We start from the raw sequence: 21,565 nt of genomic DNA on the forward strand, positions 1-21,565 counted from the left end.
TTGATCTGTAAAATCAATGCCTTTTTGTTTCGCATCAGCTAATGCATAAGGGTCGGAGGTTGGTATAACGGAATGGCAAATGTCAAAATTGCGCGGCAGTAATTGGCAAAGCGGCTATTACAGAAAAAGTAATGGGCAGACTCATCATCTGCCCATACTTATCGTCAACTATATGAAATCCTGTATTACTGCTTAACTACTTTACGTACAACCTTTTCCGCCTGGTCAATGGAGATTTCAACTGCATATACCCCATCAGAAAGATTAGAGATATTTATTTTTCTCTGGTAGGTACGGCTGTTCTTGTTGAATGTGTCACGCAATACCGGGCGACCCAGCATATCATAAAATACTACATCACTTCTTCCATCAACTTCTGAATCGATTGACAGGGTAACCTGGGTCTCAGCCGGGTTTGGATAGAGGTTGATCACTGGGATCAGTCTTCTTGCCGAGCTGTTTTTCACAACCACAGTTACTGTACCTACCGTCTCTGCTCCGTCATTATCGGTGATTGTTATGTTGAACTGATATGTACCCAATACCAGGTCAGTGATAATTGTTTTTGAATTGTTCGGTGAAAGAAGTCTTGGTGATCCGGGACCGCTCAGTTTTGTCCAGTAGAATGACTGGATGGTACCATCACTGTCATAAGACTGACTTGCATCGATCTGCGCATTCTGAGCCGGCAGATAAACCGTGATCGTATCGGAAACTACGGCTACAGGTTTAATATTCTTTCCTACAACGGTCACCAGTACTCGATCTACTGACGATGCGCCGTCGTTATCAAACACTGTCAGCTCGAACTCATATACACCTTCCACCAGGTCACTCAGGTTTGCAATCTGCAGGTTACCATTCGCCATTGTACCTGTCACAGGGCCTTTCACCATTACCCAACGGTAGCTTGTAATTGTTCCGTCAGGATCACTTGATTTGGATCCGTTCAGCGCTGCACTGTTGGAAGGGAGATTGAGTATAATATCTGCACCAGCATCAGCAACAGGCATTTTGTTTGGAACAGGAGCAGGAGCTGCTGCTTTCACTGTTACTTTTATTTCGGCCGAGCCTTCTGCGCCTTTATCATCTTTTGCAGTAAAACGATAGACGTATTCACCTTCTTTCAGATCAACAACCGACGTTCCGATGCTTTCCGCACTCTGTATAGTTCCTGCTGCAGGACCGGATTTTTTCTTCCAACTATAGCTCACAACTGTTCCATCAGGATCAACAGCTGTACCCCGAAGATTTACAGTAGAAACCGGCAACTGAATTACCCTGTCACTGCCTGCAGAAGCACTCGGTGCCTGGTTGGCGGGAGCATTGTTCGCTTTTCTCACAGTGACTTTCACCTCATCTGTTGACTTTGCACCATCATCATCTACCACTGTCAGGCGGAAGTTATATACTCCTTCCACAAGACCAGTTACTCCTGTGGATTGAGCCGCAGCATTAACGATTGTTCCAGCCGCAGGGCCACTTACTTTGGTCCAGTTAAAAGAAGCTATAGTTCCATCAACATCCGTACCTACACCATTCAGTGTTACGGAATTTGTTGGTAAAACAATTCTGATATCAGCACCGGCATTTGCATTTGGAGCCTCGTTAGCCGGAGTAGCTGCCGCTGGTCTTACAATCACCTGAACATCATCTGACGTAGTTGCTCCATCATCATCAGTTACAGTCAGGCGCACTACATATGTACCTGCAACCAATGCGTTGAAGCTGGTAGACTGTGCTGCAGGTGAAAGGAATGTTCCACCTGATGGACCACTTACTTTTGTCCATTTGTATCCTGTAACTTTTCCATCGTCATCTGCTCCGCTGCCATTTAAAGTAACCGTATTTACCGGAAGCCTGATATTGATATCAGTACCAGCCGCAGCAGTTGGAGGTACGTTAGGAACAACTACTGGTTCAGGATTCACCAACACTATGATATCATCATTATCGGTAGCACCATCGTTATCTGAAACTGTCAATCTGAAAACATAAGTTCCGGCAGTAAGATTTGTTACACGCGTAGAGGCAGCATCGTTTGTCGCGATATTATTGCTGTTGGGACCGCTCACTTTTGTCCATGCATATTTTGTGATGTTTCCATCCGAATCAGTACCTGATCCATTCAGTGTTACTGAATTTGTTGGTAATGTGATCACCTGGTTTGCACCTGCCACTGCCTGTGGGGCAACATTTGCCGGTGGTGCAGCTGCACCATTCACAGTAATGGTTACATCATCAGAAGAAATGGCACCGTCATTATCGGTTACAGTTAACCGATAGACATAGGTTCCTTCATTTAATCCTGTAATATCGGTAGCAGCTGCATCAAGGGTTGCTATCGCACCACCTGAAGGACCGCTTACTTTCGTCCAGGAATAATCGGAAATAGTTCCATCAGTATCCTGTCCTGATCCTGTAAGATTTACAGTGTTTACAGGCAGAGTGATTGTTTTGTTTGCACCTGCATTAGCTGTTGGAGCTGCATTTGGTGGCGGTGTGGTAGCCTGATTGACTGTCACGGTAATATCATCAGCAGCGGTAGCTCCCTTATCGTCGGTAACAGTCAGGCGGAAGGTATAGGTACCTGCCACAAGACCTGAAACCCGCGTCGAAAGCGCATCATTCGTTGCAATCGTTTCACCACCTGGTCCATTAATTTTCGTCCACAGAACACTGGCGACTCTTCCATCATTATCTGAAGCAGTAGCCGCAAATGTTACCGCGCTTGCAGGAAGCGTAATCGTTATGTTATCACCGGCATACACTGTCGGCGGATTGTTTGGTGCCACAGCAGCGTTTACAGTTATGGTAACATCGTCAGATGCTGTTGCGCCGTCATCATCTGTTACAGTTAACCTGTACACATATGTTCCCTGAGTCAAACCAGTGATCAGTGTTGACGCACTGTTTGCATTCTGAATATTTCCACCAGATGGGCCGCTCACTTTGGACCAGGCATAACGCGCAATAGATCCATCACGATCGCTTCCTGTCCCCGTCAGATTTACTGAGTTGGTTGGGAGTGTGATCGTCTGGTTATCTCCAGCCTGGGCTGTTGGTGCGGCATTGGCTGGCGGAGAAGAGAAACCGCCAGGAGAAATGGTTTCAATAGTTGCACTTTCACCACCGATGCGCAATTCATCATAATAAATAGTAATTGGTCCGTTATATGTACCCTGACCTTCACCCTGTCCATTCTCCGTGATATACTGCCATTTGTAAGGCCCCCATAAAACATAACTCTCTTGCGCAGCCGAATTTGGACCGGTGATAGTTAATACTTTATTTTTATTGATGTATACTTCAATCAACCCGTCAGAACCAGTGGAACGCCTGAAATAAATTGCAAAATCCATCCACTGTCCCAACACTACTTTTCCAATGTCATAATATTTTTCCTGTGCGCCCTGTGGATACTGATGGGTAATATTCAACCTGTCATTAATTAATTTCAGATTGAGGTTAGCAGGCCCCTGCGCATCAGGAAACTTAAAATCGTAACCAAGACCGATAGGTCTTGTGTCAAAACCCCAATCAGTTGGTAAATACATACTTACTGCATACCATCTTGCGCCGGTATTTTCTCCATCGCCATTGCCCCAGTACAATTCTGAACGACAATATTGCGGAGCCAGATCAGGCCTGCGTTCTACGTGGAAACGATAACAACTATTTCCTGCTCTGGGTTTTGGAGCACCATACTGTCCTTCCTTTACGATGGTTCCATTGGTGGGAGAGTTCATGTCACCAAATACCTGTGAACCTCCGGTAAACATCATGTAACCTTTGGTTTTTGGAGTTGGCCATGAAATCGGTGGAACTGCTTCACCACCGTCGTATAAAATCTTTGCTGAATTTGGTCCGTCGCTTTGGATCTGAGCCTGGACCCCAGGAGAAAAGAGAAACAGAAAAATTAGTGCGCACGACAAAGAGCCGTATACGCCAAAGGGTAAACGATTTTTCATAAGAACGGATTTATAGGATATGGTCAGAAATACAAAACCTATGCCAAAGGAACTGTTAAAAAAGTATAGAATTTTTTCTACAACACACAATAAATAAAACAGTGTTGATACTCAAACGCGAGGAAGAATGTTTGCATTAAAAACAATAAGAAGGGCAATAATTGAATCAGCTGACTTGATTAATAACAGGCTTTACCCTGGCTTTTTTCCACCTCGGGTTATCACGTAGTTTAGTCATGGGCACTTCAAAATATTTGTAGAGAAGGATAGAAAGTGCAATGACCATTGCCCAGAATAAAATGTATTTAACTGTGACTATCAATGCAACCGAACTCATAAAACTGCCCCAGGGAATCCGGTCAATAATCCATACCTGGATCAACGAATAATTAAGCAAATACATTGAATATGAAATGAGGCTAATGTAGGTAATGCCTGTATAAAATGATCCGTTCACTGCATTGGGATTACTGAACTTAAAATCACTCAGGTAGGGTAAAAGACATAGCGTGCCGAGTGAAACTACAGAAAAGGAAAATACGCAATTGTATAAACCGTTGACTTCGGTGTATAATGGCAAGAGGTATTTTGCACCCAAAAACAAAATCAGTCCAACAAAAAGCATAGGTCGCTTATACTTTTTCCAGAAAGGATTGAAATAAAAGCTGATATATGCTCCGATTACCCCATACATTAAACTGTCAAGCCTTGTAAAAACCTGTTTGCGAAACATGATGTCCCACTCTTCATAATTTGCCACAGTGATTTCCTGAAATCTGAAATATCGAAAAAGAGTGATGGATACGAGAATAAATAATGCCGTGACAAGTACGGAGTACCTGGATTTAATTTTCAGAAAAATAATCAGCAGACAGATGATCACTGGGATCAGCAGGTAAAACCATTCTTCCACACATAAGCTCCATGCTTCCGGGAAAAACCAGGGATGCGGAGTGACCAGGTTTTGGGAAAAAATAAACCACTTATAGATTATCGCCACAGGTGAATCAAAGTGAGAAGTCCGGTGAAATAAAACCTGTAATACGATAAGGATAAAAAGCACAAGAAAATATGCAGGAATTGTTCTGAACCACCGCCTGATCCAGAAGTCAAGTAAAAATTTTGAATCTACAACCGGATTCTTCTGCAGAAGTTTGATAAGAATGCCGCCGATCAGAAATCCGCTCAGAACAAAAAAGATCGATACACCATCAAAATAAAGGAACTCATTGTAGTGCCTGTACTTTTCAGGAATAAAGTTTCCTCCATGTTCGATGACGACACATAAGATCGCGATGCACCTCAGAATATCTAACCCAAACTTCCGCGATCTATCCAACTCTATTTGAAAAATCTTCTTCATCCAACAGTTAAATTACTGTAAATCAATATTAAAAAACAATTCATTTTTATTACATCTATTTTTCATTCTGCATCTATGAAACGATTCGCCTGAACAATTATTATTGATTTTCATTGGCTAACAGTTTCCACAATTGGCATACCGGCTAAAACACATGAGTTTGAACATTAAGCGCCCCCTTATCTCAATCGTCATTCTCCTGTTTAAAATTTAAAGCCGCCTTATCAGTTAAGGCGGCTTTAAACGTATTATCGCAGTGCAAATATCTATTGTTTTACCACTTTCCTCACTACTTTTTCTGCCTGGTCTATGGATATTTCAACTGCATATACCCCATCAGACAAGTGAGAGATATTTATTTTTCTCTGATACGTGCGGCTATTCTTATTGAATGTATCACGCAGTACCGGGCGACCCATCAGATCATAGAATACTATATCACTTCTTCCATCAACTTCTGAATCGATCGTCAGTGTCACCTGTGTTTCAGCCGGGTTTGGATAAAGGTTGATCACAGGGATCAGTCTTCTTGCCGAACTGTTTTTCACAATCACCGTTACGGTACCCGTTGCTTCCGTACCATCGTTATCAGTAATTGTTACACTGAACTGATAGGTACCCATTACCAGGTCAGTAATGATTGTTTTGGCATTATTTGGTGACAGGAGCCTTGGCGTACCAGGACCACTCACTTTTTTCCAGAAGAATGATTGAATGGTACCATCACTGTCATATGACTTACTTGCATCCAATTGTGTGTTACGCGCTGGCAGATAAACGGTGATCGTATCTGAAAGTACGGGTACCGGATTCACATTCTTTCCTATAACGGTTACCAATACACGATCTGTGGCAGAAGCTCCGTCGTTGTCAAATACTGTCAGCTCAAACTCATACACACCTTCCACCAGGTCACTCAGGTTTGCAATCTGCAGATTATTATTTGTCATCGTGCCAGTTACGGGCCCCTTCACCATTATCCAGCGATAACTTGCAATTGTTCCGTCCGGATCGGTTGATTTGGTAGCATTCAAAGTTGTTGAATTCACCGGCAGATTAAGTGTTATATCTGCACCTGCATCAGCCACAGGCATTTTGTTTGGAACGGGAGCTGGTGCGGCCGCCTTTACAGTAACTTTTATTTCAGAAGAACCCTCTGCACCTTTATCATCCTTTGCAGTAAAGCGATAGATGTATTCACCTTCTTTCAGATCAACAACCGATGTACCGATGCTTTCTGCACTCTGAATAGTTCCTGCTTCAGGACCAGATTTTTTCTTCCAGTTGTAGCTTACAACCGTTCCATCCGGATCAACAGCTGTACCCCGAAGATTTACAGTGGAAACGGGTAACTGTATCACTCTGTCACTTCCTGCTGAAGTGGTCGGTGCCTGGTTCGCGGGAGCATTGTTTGCTTTTCGAACCGTTACTTTTACATCATCTGTTGCCTTAGCACCATCGTCATCGACAACCGTCAGACGGAAAATATACACACCTTCCACAAGACCTGTTACTCCTGTTGATTGTGCTGCTGCATTAACGATTGTACCAGCTGCAGGACCTGAACTTTTTGTCCAGTTGAATGATACAACTTTGCCGTCAACATCCGTACCGTTGCCATTCAGTGTTACAGAATTTGCTGGTAAGATAATCCTGATATCAGCACCAGCATTTGCATTGGGAGCCTGGTTAGCGGGAGTCGTTGCCACGGGTCTCACTATTACCTGGACATCGTCTGATGCAGTTGCACCATCATCATCGGTTACAGTCAGGCGAACAACATATGTACCCGCAACCAGTCCGTTGAAACTGGTAGACTGTGCTGATGGTGAAACGAATGTTCCACCAGATGGGCCACTTATTTTTGTCCAGTTGTAGCTGGTTACTCTACCATCATCATCTGCTCCGCTACCATTTAATGTAACCGTATTTACCGGGAGCCTTATGCTGATATCAGAACCGGCAGATGCAGTTGGTGGCACATTAGGAACAACCACTGGCGCTGGATTAACAAGAACAATAACATCGTCATTAGCAGTCGCACCGTCATTGTCTGTTACCGTAATCCTGAATACATAAGTACCTGCAGTCAGATTTGTGACACTTGTTGATGCAGCATTGCTCGTTGCAATATTACCGCTGTTAGGACCGCTCACCTTTGTCCATGCATACTTTGTGATACTTCCATCAGAATCGTTACCGGATCCATTCAGTGTTACAGAATTTTTGGGTAAAGTAATCACCTGGTTTGAACCTGCTACTGCTTGTGGAGCAACATTTGGCGGTGGTGCCGGAGCGCTATTCACAGTAATCGTTACATCGTCTGATGTAACAGCACCATCATTATCGGTTACAGTTAACCGGTAGACATAGACACCCTGAGTTAAACCACTGATTTCGGTTGAAGCGGCATCTGCTGATGCGATTGTTCCTCCTGTGGGACCACTGACTTTTGACCACGTGTAATCAACGATTGTACCGTCAGTATCCTGACCTGATCCAACCAGGTTGACTGAATTGGCAGGAAGAGTTATCGTTTTATCAGCGCCTGCATTTGCATTAGGCGCCGCATTTGGCGGTGGTGCAGCAGCAGGATTAACTGTTACTACAACATTATCAGTTGCAATAGCTCCTTTATCGTCGGTAACAGTCAATCGGAAAGTATAAGTACCTGCTACAAGACCTGACACTCTTGTTAAAAGTGCATCATTTGCTGCAATCGTTTCACCAGCAGGGCCGTTTACTTTAACCCACTCAATTGTCGCAACTCTTCCGTCATTATCAGTAGCAGTTCCCGTAAGAGTAACTGCATTTACAGGAAGTGTTATCGTGATATTATCACCTGCATATACTGTCGGTGTATTATTTGGTGGAGGTGCTGTTGCTGCATTCACGGTTACGGTAACGTCATCTGACGCGGTTGCCCCATCGTTATCGGTTACCGTTAACCGGTAGACACATGTACCCTGTGTTAATCCGGTAATATTTGTTGAAGCGGCATTCGCTGAAACGATTGTTCCACCTGCTGGTCCGCTTACTTTGGTCCATGCGTATTTCGTTATCGATCCATCACTATCCTGGCCACTGCCAGTGAGGTTGGTAGAATTCACAGGGAGTGTCAAAGTTTTATTTGAACCTGCTATTGCAGTTGGTGCCGCATTTGGCAACGGCGCCGCAGGATTTACTGTAATGGTTACATCATCCGTTGCAGTAGCACCATCATTATCAGTTACAGTCAACCGGAAAACATAAGTGCCTTCAGTCAAACCTGTAATCTGTGTTGAAGCACTTCCCGCAGACATGATAGTTCCACCTGATGGTCCGCTTACTTTGGTCCATGCATAAAGTGAAATAAAACCATCGGTATCGTTTCCAACACCAGCCAGATTTACTGTGCTGGCCGGGAGTGTGATAGTCAGGTTACTGCCAGCCTGTGCCGTCGGTGACACATTCGGCAGAGGAGCTGCAGCATTTACAGTAATAGTCACTTCATCAGAAGCTGTTGCACCGCCATCATCAGTTACCGTTAACCTGAAGACATATGTTCCCTGAATCAAACCGGTGATCTGAGTTGAAGCACTGCCAGCAGCCTGAATAACCCCACCGGTTGGTCCGCTAACTTTACTCCATGCATATCGTGAAATTGATCCGTCAGTATCGTTTCCTGCACCCGCAAGGTTTACAGTACTGGCAGGAAGTGTGATCGTCTGGTTATTGCCAGCCTGTGCCGTGGGTGCCACATTTGGCGGAGGCGCAGCTGCATTTACGGTAATGGTTACCTGGTCCTGCGCTGTAGCCCCGTTATTATCGGTTACGGTTAAACGATAAGTATATGTTCCCTGCAGGAGACCTGTGACCTGTGTCGTTGCCTGTGCCGCATTCTGAATGTCTCCACCAGAAGGTCCGGAAACCTTGGTCCATTGAAATTTAGAAATGCTTCCGTCAGGATCAGTACCTGACCCTCTTAACGTAACTGTATTTGTGGGAAGCGTGATCGTTATATTGTCACCTGCAAATACTGTCGGTACTGTATTCTGGGGAGCACCATTTACTGTTACGGTTACCTCATCATATCCGGTAGCTCCATCATCATCTTTAACGGTCAAACGAAATACATACGTGCCTTCAGCCAGGCCTGTAATCTGTGTCGAAGCACTTCCTGCAGCCTGTATATTTCCTCCGGATGGTCCTGATACTTTCGTCCAGGTATAACCGGAAATCGTTCCGTCAGTATCCGCACCAGAGCCTGTCAGGTTAACTGTATTTGTGGGTAGCGTTATCGTTTGATTATTGCCTGCCTGTGCTGTTGGTGCAGCGTTTGGATTTGGTGCAGGTGCAGCATCCAGTAAAAAATCAGAGAGTTTAGCTGAAGGAGATCCAAACCTGATTTCATCCAGGTAAATTTCCATTGGAGCATTAGCTGCAGCAACGGGAGATCCTTCACCCCAACCCTGTCCGTTAGAAGTTGCCCAAACCCATTTGTACAAACCATGCTGCATACGGGCAATAGGCGCATCTCCGCCACGGGTGAAATAGTTAGCACCATATTTTTCATAAACGAGCTTACCATTTCTGTAAAAACGAAGAAATCCATCAGAACCTCCAGACCAGTTTCTTTCCAGCAACCAGTCTTCCCATTGCCCTTTTACAACGGCTCCGAGATAAACCGGTCCGCCAATGAAATATCCATCAACGTAATACTGGCCATTCATTATCCCCAGCCAGAATGGTGTTTGCAAATCATCAGGACTTGCTTTGGTATCGAAACCAATTTGTGTTGGTCTGTTTTCAAACTGGAATGACTGGGGAATCAAAATAGACACCGACGCGAAGCGCCATTCATTTGCTCTTGTCTGTTGACTAGGTGCCAGCCACATCACTTCTGACCGAACCCAGTTACAGCAGGGAGGATAATCGGTACGTTTCTCCACGTGCATTTTGTATGATCTTGATCCTTTTCTTGCAAAGTCGGTGCTCACAACCATATAGGCCCGGGAATCATTGTTATTCATGTTCTGGTTCCCTCCGGTGATCATGGCATATCCCTTTGTTTGATCCATTCCCCAGCTGTATTGCGGAGCCTGCTCACAGTTATCATACATAATCACTCCATTACCTGGATTCTGAAACTGTGCAAACAAAGTGCTGGAAGAAAAAACTGAGTAGAGAATAAAAATCAGGAAGCTTTTGGGCATACGGGATATGCCCAGACTCTTGTGTAAGTTTGGTTTCATAAGGTGGATTTTCGTGGTACGCTTTCGGGACGACTAAAACCATGCCAGAATAAACCGGCCGATTTTTATGTAAAAAATTCTACATATTCCAAATCGCTGATTTTCTTTTTTTTATAAAATTTCCGGTGGACAACTTTTTAATTAAGCCTTTTACGGGCAAATGCCGGCCTCAAATTCTTAAACAGGTATGCGTACATCAAATAGGATTCAGCCCATCTGCAGCAAACAATATTTATAAATAGTTTTCGTTTCTAAATCTGTCGTAAACAGGAATTTATATGGAAAAAGCAGCTCAAATGTTTGCTTTTTTCAGAGCACCGGAGGCAAAGGGCGTAACAGATAAAATCCTCGTAACCAATAATTAGGATGTATAAGAGGAGAATTATAATTTTATAAATCAATAGTCATTATAACCCTCAAAATCAACAAGGAATATATTTCCTTCGCGTTTCCGATTTTATGAACACTTCCCTGAAGCCCAGTTTTCTGAAACCTCTTCTCCATGTTCTAATTGTTCTGATCGGAGTTATTGGATTGAATTCCTGTGGTAATACTAAAAAACTCATTTACTTCCAGCCACAAATCAAAGGCACAGGCCCTGTAGTTACCCCGGATAAGCAGTTGCCGATGGAATCGGTTATCCAGGTGGATGATATCATCAGTATTGTTGTTGCCAGTAAAAGCCCGGAAGAAGACCGGAGGTTCAACGCATCCAACGAATCGACATCAGCGACCAACTCCGGCGCCACAACCGGTAATACTTTGACCATCGGCTATCTTGTAAATCATGATGGCGATATCCAGTTTCCTGAATTGGGTAAAGTACACGCGGAGGGGATGACCAAAATGCAGCTTTCTCAGCATATTGTAAAAGAACTTGTTGATAAAAAGCTACTTATAGATCCGATTGTAACAGTACGTTTCTTAAATTTCAGGGTCACCGTAATCGGTGAAGTAGCGCGTCCCGGGGTGTATACCGTTCCTAATGAAAAATTAAGTATCATAGAAGCTGTTGCACTTGCCGGAGACTTGAGTATTTTTGGGAATCGGGAGAACGTTACCCTGATCAGGGAAAATGGGAAAGGTGAGAAAACCACTGAGAAGCTAAACTTCAGATCCGCTGATATCCTCTCATCTGAATACTACTATCTTAAATCCAATGATATAATTTATGTCGAGCCTATTCGTGATCGAGTAGCAATGGAGAGATCGCAAGTCTATCTACCGATCATTTTCAGTGTCTCATCCTTCCTGATTATTGTTTTAGACAGATTCTGGCGATAAAAAAGTATTATAATGAAGAAGGAACCACAAAACAATGACTCCAATCCCGGGCAGCTGCAGCAGGTGATTTATAAGTATGTGCCCTATTGGCCGGTATTCGTCATTTTATTTGTATTGACAGGCCTATACACTGCCTGGTATCTGTACTCTACAACTCCGGGCTATGCCGTAACAGCCAGCATCAAGATCAATGATGAAAAGAAAGGACAGGAGTACAGCAAGGCCGAGCAGATGCTCAACTCGTTTACTTCAAAATATGTTGTAGAAAACGAAATTGAAATTATCGGATCTATCCCGGTGCTTACGAGGGTGGTCAAAGAATTGAACCTCTGTGCTCCGGTTTTTCAACAGTCGGGCTGGCGTGGAGCGAAAGTTAGTTCCGGATATCAGAGCAGTCCTATCGAGGTCCAGGTAAAAAATACCAGAAGGGTGTCGGCGCCGAAAATCAACAAAATCTATTTTACCTACGATGAGAAAAATCAAACGGTCGATATCGCAGGTAAATCTTATCCCATTGACCAATGGGTAAAGACGCCCTATGATACTCTGAAGTTTGTAAAAAATCCCAGGTATTATCCAGCTCCGCAAACAAAAGAAAAAACAGAAGAACCCAAATATTTTTTCGCACTCTTCAATGAAGAAGCCATGGCGAAAATCCTGAAGGGAACTTTTTCTGCTTCTGCCATCAACAAACAGGCGACAATCATAACACTCCGCCTCGGTGATACCAATCCTGAAAGAGGTAAGGCGATCATGGATGCTATTGTAAGTGCATACCATAACCTTTCACAGGATAAATCAAATGAGATTGCTCACAATACACTCGCATGGCTGGATAAACGCATTGAGAATGTGAGCCGTGAACTTGATTCATTAGAAACAGGTATAAAAAATTTCAGATCTAAAACCGGAACCATCGATATCGGTGAACAAGGTCGCATGTATCTCTCGGGAGCTCAGCAAACGGATCAGCAGTATAATACTTATCAGCTGCAGCTCTTTGCACTGGAAGAAGTCGACAGCTACATAAAATCGAAAGATGCCAATGGGAATATCGGTGCTTCGATGATCAACAGTTCCGATCCTGTTCTTCGCGATTTGCTCGAAAAATTGTCGCTGGCTGAAACGCGCTACGAACAACTCAGGCCGACAACCGGTGAAAACAGTCCGGCGATGATTTCCATCCGGGAAGAAATTGCAAAATTAAAACCGAGGATAGCTGAAAATATTCAGAATCAGCGGAGGATCATCAACGGCCAGATGAGCCAGTTGAAACAGAAAAACAACGAATATGCATCAAGGCTGAGTACTATTCCTGCTAATGAAAGGGAGTTGATAGAAGTTAGCCGTGCTCAACAAACAAAAAATGATGTTTATTCATACCTGCTCGCCCGTAAAGAAGAAATTTCGTACCAGTTAAATACAGCCAATTATATCAATTTGTTTGTAGACTACCCGACCTCCAGCAATGGCCCGGTTAGCCCCAACATCAACCTGATGATGCTGATGTCCCTGGTACTTCCTATCGGATTGGGTATTGGTTTGATTTCATTGAAAGACCTTGCGAGCAGTAAGGTTCTCTATCGCGCAGATGTTGAGAAACTGACCAGTTATCCGTTTGCCGGTGAGATCATTTATGAAAAAATTGACTATACCCGTTCCAGAAGTTTTGCCCAGGAACAGTTCCGGCATCTTCGTAATTCGCTAAAGTATTACAGCGAACCTGAAGTACCGCTGAAAAGGGTTCTTGTAACATCCTCCATCATGGGTGAAGGAAAAAGCTTTGTATCTGTAAACCTGGCAAAAAGCTATGCGCGCAGCGGCAAAAAAGTGGCACTCCTGGAACTGGATCTTTATCGTCCGAAACTCAGGGAATTTTTCGGAATGGAAGAATTACCTGGTATTTCCGATTATCTCGCTGGCCAGGCAAATGAAAATGAAATTATTTTCCCTATTTCCGATAGTCCAGGATTGTTCCTGGTTCCTTCCGGCACTATCCAGGAAGACGCAAGCGAATACCTGGTAGGGCCAAATTTTGAGATTTTCCTCAATTACCTGGATACAAAGTTTGATGTGCTCATTATTGACTCAGCACCTGTAAAAGCCATCTCAGATGCATATGTCATCGCGCATTTCGTACAGCTTACTTTATTCGTGATCCGCCATAAACATACACCCAAGTCCATAATTGGCAATATGGACCATGAAATTGAATCTCACAACATGAAAAATGTTGCCCTGGTATTCAACGGCATTAAAGGCCGCGGCTTTGGCAAATTCAGTTTTGGTTATGGGCACGGCTATGGTTACGATTATAAAAACACGTACGAAGAATACAACAGAAAAAAGAAATCCAGATAAACGAATTGAATCAGCATTTTAAATCACGATTTGATTAACCTCAACATTTCGTTGTATATACAGCATACTTCGCAGCGATATCCGGAGAGCCTGCTTCATTTATCCGATAAAACCACATTTCCAATCCTTCTGTAATACAGTTCCGGAGCCGGATACAGGGTAATTACAATACGAAAAAATATAATTATTCAGCGTGTTTTTCGTTTGAACTACAATGTATTACCGGGTGAAAAGCCTTAAATAGAGACATATTCAGTCTTTGTTAGAGTTCCGGGGTCAGTTCTGTGACTGAGGTGGCGAAGCCATATCCCGGCACACCACAAGGTTGAAACAAAACTTAGTTTTGCAGCTTTAAATTTTGCTTACATGTTTTCAGTTCTGATACCGGCATTCAAGGAAAAATATCTGAGGAAAGCACTGGAAAGTGTTTTAGCACAATCCTATAAGGATTTTGAAGTGATCATCGTTAATGATAAGTCACCTGAAAATATTGCAAAGGTTGTTTACAACTACGATGATCCAAGAGTAAGGTATTTCGAGAATGAAGTGAATCTTGGAAAGGAAAATGTTGTTTTCTCCTGGAACAAATGTCTTAGTTATGCAACGCGAGAGTTTTGCATTCTTTTTTCTGATGATGATGTATTGCATCCCGAGTTCTTACAGGAGATAAGTAACCTGATAAAAAAATATCCGGAGCCGGATCTTTTTTACACGCGCACAGCGATCATCGGGAAAAACGATGAAATCATCCGGTATTCACCTTCTGCACCCGAACTGGAGACGGTACATGATTTTGTATGGCATCGCGTGTATGGCATGAGAGATTTGTTTGCACAGAACTTTGTGTTCAGGAGATCAGCACTTCTCGCGATGAAAGGTTTTGTTGAATTACCGCTGGCATGGGCAACAGACGATGCCACCTGGTTTTCGCTGGCAAGGAAAAATGGCGTCGTGGCCAGTTCCCGGGTTTTGTGTTTCTGGAGATGGAGTGAACTGAATATTTCGAATATCGGTAACTCAATGTTGAGATTTAAAGCCATAGAAACCTACTATAAATGGCTGCAGGAGTTTGTTCAGAACCTTGACGAATCGAACGATTTTAAGAAGGGATTGAAAAATGAAATTCTTCAAAATATTCCGGTCAAGAAAAAAGAAGCATTTGAATATATCATTGAAAGAAATCTTTCGAATAAAGGCGCCTTCCATACCATGAGTCTTTTTATCAAGGCTCGCAACATGTATGATATACCTGCAAAAACACTGGTGAAACTGAACGTGAAAAAAATGATGGGGCGTCAATGAAGAATAGTTTTCTGATATTATTATTTCTGACAGCACTGAATGTGGGCAGTTTCGAACTACCCTCGCCGCTTATATATGGTGCTGATCTCATGAATTGCTGGCTCGTCTACCTTTGTTTCCGCAGATGGAAGAAAACACCTTTGCCATTCAGGACAATACTCACGTCATGGATTTTGCTCGGAGTATATATCGGCTTCCTTGCAATGAATTCAGAATATGTGAAAGGCATAGGTACGTTTATGTACAGTCTCCGCGCTGTATATCCTTTTGGCCTGATGATTTTCATCTATTTCCTGGTGGATGAAAGCCAAATGAAATTTTACATCAATTATGTACATTTTTTATGTGTACTCGGTGCCGGACTCACCATCGCACAAAGCCTCCATGGAACGGAAGGGCTCTTTGCTGACGGGTATTTCTATAACCGCGGTCACTCCGGTGGTCAGAACTACGAAATCAACGCATTTCTCACACGTGTAACACTTCCCACATATTACATCACGGTGATCATGTTCATGTACCTGGTGTATGAATTTATCTACAAAGGCGCAGATCTTTTAAAGTCAGCATTGCTTGGTTTATACGTGATAGTCATATTGATTGGATTTTCGAGAAGCTCCTGGCTGGCGATCTCCATTTGTATTGTTTTTGCCCTGTTCATCACGATGCTCATACGAAGAGAAAAGTTTCAGAAAGCTGTTTCCTATATTTTACTGACGGTTCTTTGCATTTCCGTTGTCCTTACATTCCTGGATACTCCTGTCGTTAATACCATAAAACAGACATTAGGCGAGCGTATTGAAGAAATGTTTTACGACCTGGAGAAGAAAGACGGAAACCTTGCTTCCCGTCTTTCAACGATTGAATTCGGTATGCGGCTTTTTCAAACCAGTCCATGGATAGGAATAGATCTTAATCTTGTTGCTCTTTACGAAATGTACCAGGCTACTGATGTGGGTTATCTGTACGCACTACTGACAATGGGTGCAATCGGCCTGGTGTTGCTTTGCGTCTGGTACCTGATTACCATTGTGGTTTCTTACAACCAGATATTCCGTTCTGCAAGAAAAAAAGACACCGATGGGATCATATTATCTTTACTCTTACTAACGAATATTTTACTGTTCATAATGATACAACAGGTTAATCAGTTTACATTTTCCACTGCCTGCCTGTCCATCACCTGTGGACTTTTTTTGAAAAAATTCCGTACAACATCTTAACTTATCAATCCAGTTAACACTTGAACCCGTCAAAATATACCGAAACCGGTTTCTCCATGAGTAACACCGTGAGTTATTTCCAGAGTATGCTCAAGAAAGTGACGTCAAACCGGATTGTCAACAATTTCTCGACCATTACACTATCGAATATCCTGGTGCAGGGTATTACGATATTTTCCAGTATCAAGATTGCAAAAGGGCTCGCACCTGAAGATTTTGGAATCTTCAGCTACCTGTTGGTATTATCAAATATCTATCTCGTTTTGAGTGGCCTTGGCATGCGCCAGGTAATTATTCGTACAATAGCAGTAAATCCGAGTCAATCGAATATTCTTTTCAGGAAATCCTTCCTGCTCAGGACATTGATCTTTCTCCCGCTGGTCGTAAGTATCATCATCTACAATAACTATTTCTCAAAAATTCATTTTGACCAATTGTCGGTGATACTGCTCAGCGCAAATATTCTGTTCCTCAGCATCTGGGATACGCTGGAATCCGTGAATTATGGATACCAGAGTATGAAACAACCTTCGATTATCCAGTTGTTTTCGACAGCACTCTGGGTGGTGATCATTTTACTGTTGCCCTCTCAATATATCCAGGTGAATGTGGTGATGGGGATTACTGTCGGACTGCAGATTTTGCGGACTGCTGTACTCTATTTCCGATCTCAGAAAAATGGATTCATCAGTCTTTCTGCAAAGAATGCAACGCCACTAAAGATCAATCTTGTCCGTGAATCATCTTCGTTTTTCCTGCTTTCTGTTTTCACTTTGATTACAACACAAATTCCTGTTGTATACCTGGAACAGAATGCATCAGATACGGAGATCGCATTTTATAATATCGCCTTAAGGATTATCGGCCCGGTGCAGATGTTGCTGCTGACGTTCATGAATGTATTATACCCGGTAGTTTCGCGCATATTCGCGAATGATGGCGAGAAGTTTACGAACAGCATCAAGAATGTTTATATTTTCCTGATGCTGCTGGGTAATACCGGCGCATTCGTCCTGAGTCTTTTCAGCAAGGAAATTATTTTACTGATGTACGGGGAGGCTTATGTGTCTTCTGCAATAGTATTTAACGTACAAATCTGGTACACTATCCTGTATAGTATACTTTGTTATATAGGCATGATCCTGAGTGCCATCAACAAACAGGTGCTGCTTGCGAAGCTTTCGTTTGCATATGCGATCGTTGCCACTCCATGCTTATTTATTGGTTCAAAATACGGAGCAATAGGATTGTCCATGGGTTTCCTTGTCAGTTCAATGATCAATCTGTCGTATCACTATTACTTTCTGCAGAAATCACTGCCAACCGAAATTCCCTGGCGCGTCATATTTGTGACCACAGGAATTTTCTTCCTGTTGATGCTGGTAACTTACCTTACTCATCAAACTCATTTCCTGGTGAGGATCGCAGCCGGGCTGGCCACCATCGGTGTACTGCTGTTTGTACTCAGGAAACAAATCAGGCGATCTATAAAAGAATTAATGGACACCAGATGAGAATCTGCATCGTCTCCAGCTACCACCTCGAAGTAACCGCACCTTATATACACAGATTGCAGCATGTGCATGAGGTGGATTTTTATGTTCCCATGAACAATGGTGATCGTAATGTTTTTCTTTTTGATATCGATGCAAGAAAATATGGAAGAACTGGTTTTCTGAATGAAATTGAAACCAGAGAAGCGTTGGGCAGTCATGCTCAATATTTTTCACAGCTGAATAAGATCTGGTTCTTCCTCTATCCGAATACAGGTTTCGCAAGACCGTCGCTGCATAAAAGTTTCATTGACCTGGCGCTTACCATCAAAAAGCAACGCTATGATGTGATTCATGTGATCGGTCAGTTTCCACTGCTGCTGTATATACATATGCTTAACCCTGGCACTGCACGTGTACACACGTTGCACGAATCCGTGCCGCATACAGGAGTTTTTCAATGGCATGAAAAGGTGATGTTGAAAGCAATTGCAAAGCTCAATGTGCAGCTGATTTTTCCTTCGGAAATCACAAGAAAAAGATTTTTGGAATATACGCATGCCAATCCGGCAAAATGCCATAAAATATATTTTGGCATAGTTGAAAACCTGCAGTCCTTCATCAATCCTGCAATTAAAGAAAATGTAAACCAGGTATTGTTGTTCGGATTTATCAATTCGTATAAAGGCGCTGAATACCTTGTGGAAGCGACAAAAATCGCGCAACAGTCTTACCCTGGCATACAAACGGTGATAGCAGGAAAATGGAGCCTTCCTGAATTAAAAGAATCGATTAAAAACGACTCTGCATTCCGCATCATCGACAAGAGTCTGTCCAATGATGAAATGGCAACATTAATCCAGGAATCGGCCATAGTAGTATGCCCTTATACATCTGCTTCCAACAGCGGTGTAGTTATGACTGCTTTTGTTTTTGACAAGCCGCTCATTGCTTCTAACATTGATGGATTGTCTGAAGTAATTAGTGACCGGCAAACGGGGTTGCTGGTCCCATCGAGAAACCCGGTTGCACTTGCCGAAGCGATCCTGGAACTTCTGACAAATCCTGACCTGAGGGATCAAATGAAAAAAAATATCAGTAAAGGGAAAACAGAAGCTGTTTTCTCCTGGAATCGTATTACAGAACAGACCGTCGACGTTTATAAAAAGCGATTACAGTCAGGGAAAACAAGCCCGGGACTGAATTCTGACAAAAAGATCAATTTAGACTCAACACTCAAGACAAATGCGTAAAAACGCCCAGATATATTATTTCGGCACCTATGGATTCCCTGTTGGTTATGCCCAGATAGAAAGGCAAAAGCTTATTTCCAAAGGATTGATGGCACAGGGATGCGATGTAACTATCATTAGCCGTTACGGTATTCATGCTGATACTTCGGATGCAGAGATACTTTCCACCGGAAACTATGAAGGCATCAAATTCAAATATGCGACAGGTTCACCATACAGACCACAATCGTTCCTGAAAAGAAACTGGCAGAAAATTGTGGGAGGAATAAATGAATTCAGAATGATCCGCGCCAAGAAAAGAAATGGCGGCCTGGACTATATCATTTTGTCAACAAACTATTTTTACAACATTTTCATTTACCGCATATTTTCAAAACTGACAGGAGTTCCGCTTTTGCTGGATACCGTTGAGCATTGGACATCATTTTCGGACAGCAAAGATAAAAACTGGTTTATCCGCTGGGACAATAAAATGTACGATAATCAGTCGTTCAATTATGTTGACAAGGTTTTATGCATCAGTGATTTCCTGATGAGCCACACGGAAAAACTTGCGCCCGAAAAACCTAAGTTGAAAGTGCCGGCCATGGTGGATTTCTCAAAATTCAAAGCAATAAAGTCGATTGATGAAAAATACCTGTTGTATTGCGGACATGCTGCGTACTGGGAAGTATTGTTTTTCATCCTGGAAGCTTTCGAAAAAATAGATAATAAGGATTATTTCCTCTATCTCGTATCGCATGGCAATCCTGAAGACATGAAACGTGTGAAGGATAGAATTGCTGCAAGCCCTAAAAAAGATCGCATAAAAATCTTCAGCAAGCTTCCCTACAGTGACCTGGTTGATCTATACATGTCGTCAAAAGCATTACTGATTCCGCTGCGCAACTCAGCACAGGATATTGCACGCTTTCCTCATAAAACAGGAGAATACACGGCTTCATCAAAAGTGATCGTAAGTACAAATATTGGTGAGCTGAAGAATTATTTCTCCGATAAAGAAAATGCTTTGCTGGCAAAAGACTATGATGTTGATCAATATGCAGAATCACTTGCATATGTTGTAAACAATCCGGACAAAGCAGCAGAGATCGGGATCAGGGGGCATTTGGTTGGAAAAAAAGAATTTGATCACCTGAGTCTCGGAAAAAAAATATTTGATTTCATGAATGCCTGATAGCACGCTGTTTGCTTCCTCGGCCACAAACATCTATGAAAATTTTAAGAGAATCATTGGCGATATTTTTACTGGCCTTTAACCGGCTGTTTCCAAAAGAAGAAAAAGGGATCCTTTCCGTCTACTTTCATAAACCTGAAAAATGGTTGTTCCGGTCAGTAATCGAATCGATCCTGAAAAAAGGTTACACGATCATTACGCTCAAAGAGCTGGAACAAATTATAAGAACGAAGGCTGAAGTAAAGAAAAAAGCTGTTATTACTTTTGATGACGGCAGCGTTGAAACACTTGATCTGATCCGCAGCATCCGTGAATACAATATCCCTGTGGCTATGTTTATTCCAACGGAACCGGTTGAATCAGGTTCTTTCTGGTGGGATTTTGCAGAATTGAAAGGACAGAAAGAAGTAAGCGGATTGAATGCGCCCGCTGATTTTAAAACGTTGCCCGAAGATATTTTTGATCAGAAAATCAAACAGCTGAAAACCAAATTCAAAATTCAACGAACCTGCATAACGCTGGATGAACTGAAACGGCTTGGTGATGTTGACCTCATTACTTTAGGTGCGCATACAGTCACTCATCCGATACTTGAAAATTGTTCATTCGAGCGACAGGAAAAAGAGTTGAAAGAATCGAAGGAACAGTTGGGCAAATGGCTTCGCCGACCAATAGAGTATTTCGCTTATCCGAACGGGGACTATAATAAAAACACATTGGTATTGCTGAAAAAGCTGAATTATAAAATGGCCTTTACTACCAAACCCGGCAGAATTGATCCGGGCAGTGTCGATCCTTTGCAGATTCCCCGTTATTCCATCAATGATGAAGGCGGGAAATATGAGAATCTTGCCAAAGCGAGTGGCGCATGGCAGCGTTTTTTGCCTTCGTGAAATTGTAGCTG

At 42.8% G+C, this 21,565-nt stretch carries 11 protein-coding genes; 8 read left to right on the forward strand and 3 right to left on the reverse strand.

The window, feature by feature from the left end; genetic code table 11:
- Positions 1-185 precede the first annotated feature (185 nt).
- The 3 genes from P2W82_RS10810 to P2W82_RS10820 form a co-directional block, all read right to left on the reverse strand.
- Positions 186-3,971 carry a PKD domain-containing protein gene (locus P2W82_RS10810; RefSeq protein WP_336515894.1) on the reverse strand — a complete coding sequence of 1,262 codons (3,786 nt, stop codon included), beginning with the start codon at positions 3,969-3,971 and terminating at the stop codon, positions 186-188.
- A gap of 166 nt (positions 3,972-4,137) precedes the next feature.
- Positions 4,138-5,334 (reverse strand): acyltransferase family protein, encoded by a 1,197-nt coding sequence (locus P2W82_RS10815; protein ID WP_336515895.1) that lies wholly within the window; start codon positions 5,332-5,334, stop codon positions 4,138-4,140.
- A 266-nt stretch (positions 5,335-5,600) separates the two neighbouring features.
- Positions 5,601-10,568, reverse strand: coding sequence for a PKD domain-containing protein (locus P2W82_RS10820; RefSeq protein WP_336515896.1), 4,968 nt, complete (start codon positions 10,566-10,568; stop codon positions 5,601-5,603).
- 459 nt (positions 10,569-11,027) lie between these two features.
- On the opposite strand from P2W82_RS10820, the gene P2W82_RS10825 reads away from it, so the two are divergent.
- From P2W82_RS10825 to P2W82_RS10860, 8 genes are all read left to right on the forward strand, one after another.
- The gene (locus P2W82_RS10825; protein WP_336515897.1) at positions 11,028-11,852 is read left to right on the forward strand and encodes a polysaccharide biosynthesis/export family protein; all 825 of its coding nucleotides are present in this window, start codon (positions 11,028-11,030) and stop codon (positions 11,850-11,852) included.
- Between the two features lie 12 nt (positions 11,853-11,864).
- A complete protein-coding gene (locus P2W82_RS10830; protein ID WP_336515898.1) occupies positions 11,865-14,213 on the forward strand; it encodes a GumC family protein in 2,349 nt (782 codons plus the stop codon).
- A gap of 366 nt (positions 14,214-14,579) precedes the next feature.
- A complete protein-coding gene (locus P2W82_RS10835) occupies positions 14,580-15,515 on the forward strand; it encodes a glycosyltransferase family 2 protein (RefSeq protein ID WP_336515899.1) in 936 nt (311 codons plus the stop codon).
- Positions 15,512-16,738, forward strand: coding sequence for an O-antigen ligase family protein (locus P2W82_RS10840; protein ID WP_336515900.1), 1,227 nt, complete (start codon positions 15,512-15,514; stop codon positions 16,736-16,738). The genes P2W82_RS10835 and P2W82_RS10840 overlap by 4 nt, the downstream gene beginning before the upstream one ends.
- A 56-nt stretch (positions 16,739-16,794) precedes the next feature.
- Entirely contained in the window at positions 16,795-18,252 is a 1,458-nt protein-coding gene (locus tag P2W82_RS10845; protein WP_336515901.1) for an oligosaccharide flippase family protein, read from the forward strand.
- Positions 18,249-19,484: a glycosyltransferase family 4 protein gene (locus tag P2W82_RS10850; protein ID WP_336515902.1), complete on the forward strand. Its 1,236-nt coding sequence runs from the start codon at positions 18,249-18,251 to the stop codon at positions 19,482-19,484. The genes P2W82_RS10845 and P2W82_RS10850 overlap by 4 nt, the downstream gene beginning before the upstream one ends.
- On the forward strand, positions 19,477-20,661 hold the full coding sequence (locus P2W82_RS10855) for a glycosyltransferase (protein ID WP_336515903.1): 1,185 nt from the start codon (positions 19,477-19,479) through the stop codon (positions 20,659-20,661). The genes P2W82_RS10850 and P2W82_RS10855 overlap by 8 nt, the downstream gene beginning before the upstream one ends.
- A 35-nt stretch (positions 20,662-20,696) precedes the next feature.
- Positions 20,697-21,554, forward strand: coding sequence for a polysaccharide deacetylase family protein (locus tag P2W82_RS10860; protein ID WP_336515904.1), 858 nt, complete (start codon positions 20,697-20,699; stop codon positions 21,552-21,554).
- Positions 21,555-21,565 lie beyond the last annotated feature (11 nt).

Origin of the sequence: Pollutibacter soli, from assembly GCA_029269725.1 — a bacterium.
In the GTDB taxonomy this organism is placed as follows: domain Bacteria; phylum Bacteroidota; class Bacteroidia; order Chitinophagales; family Chitinophagaceae; genus Pollutibacter; species Pollutibacter soli.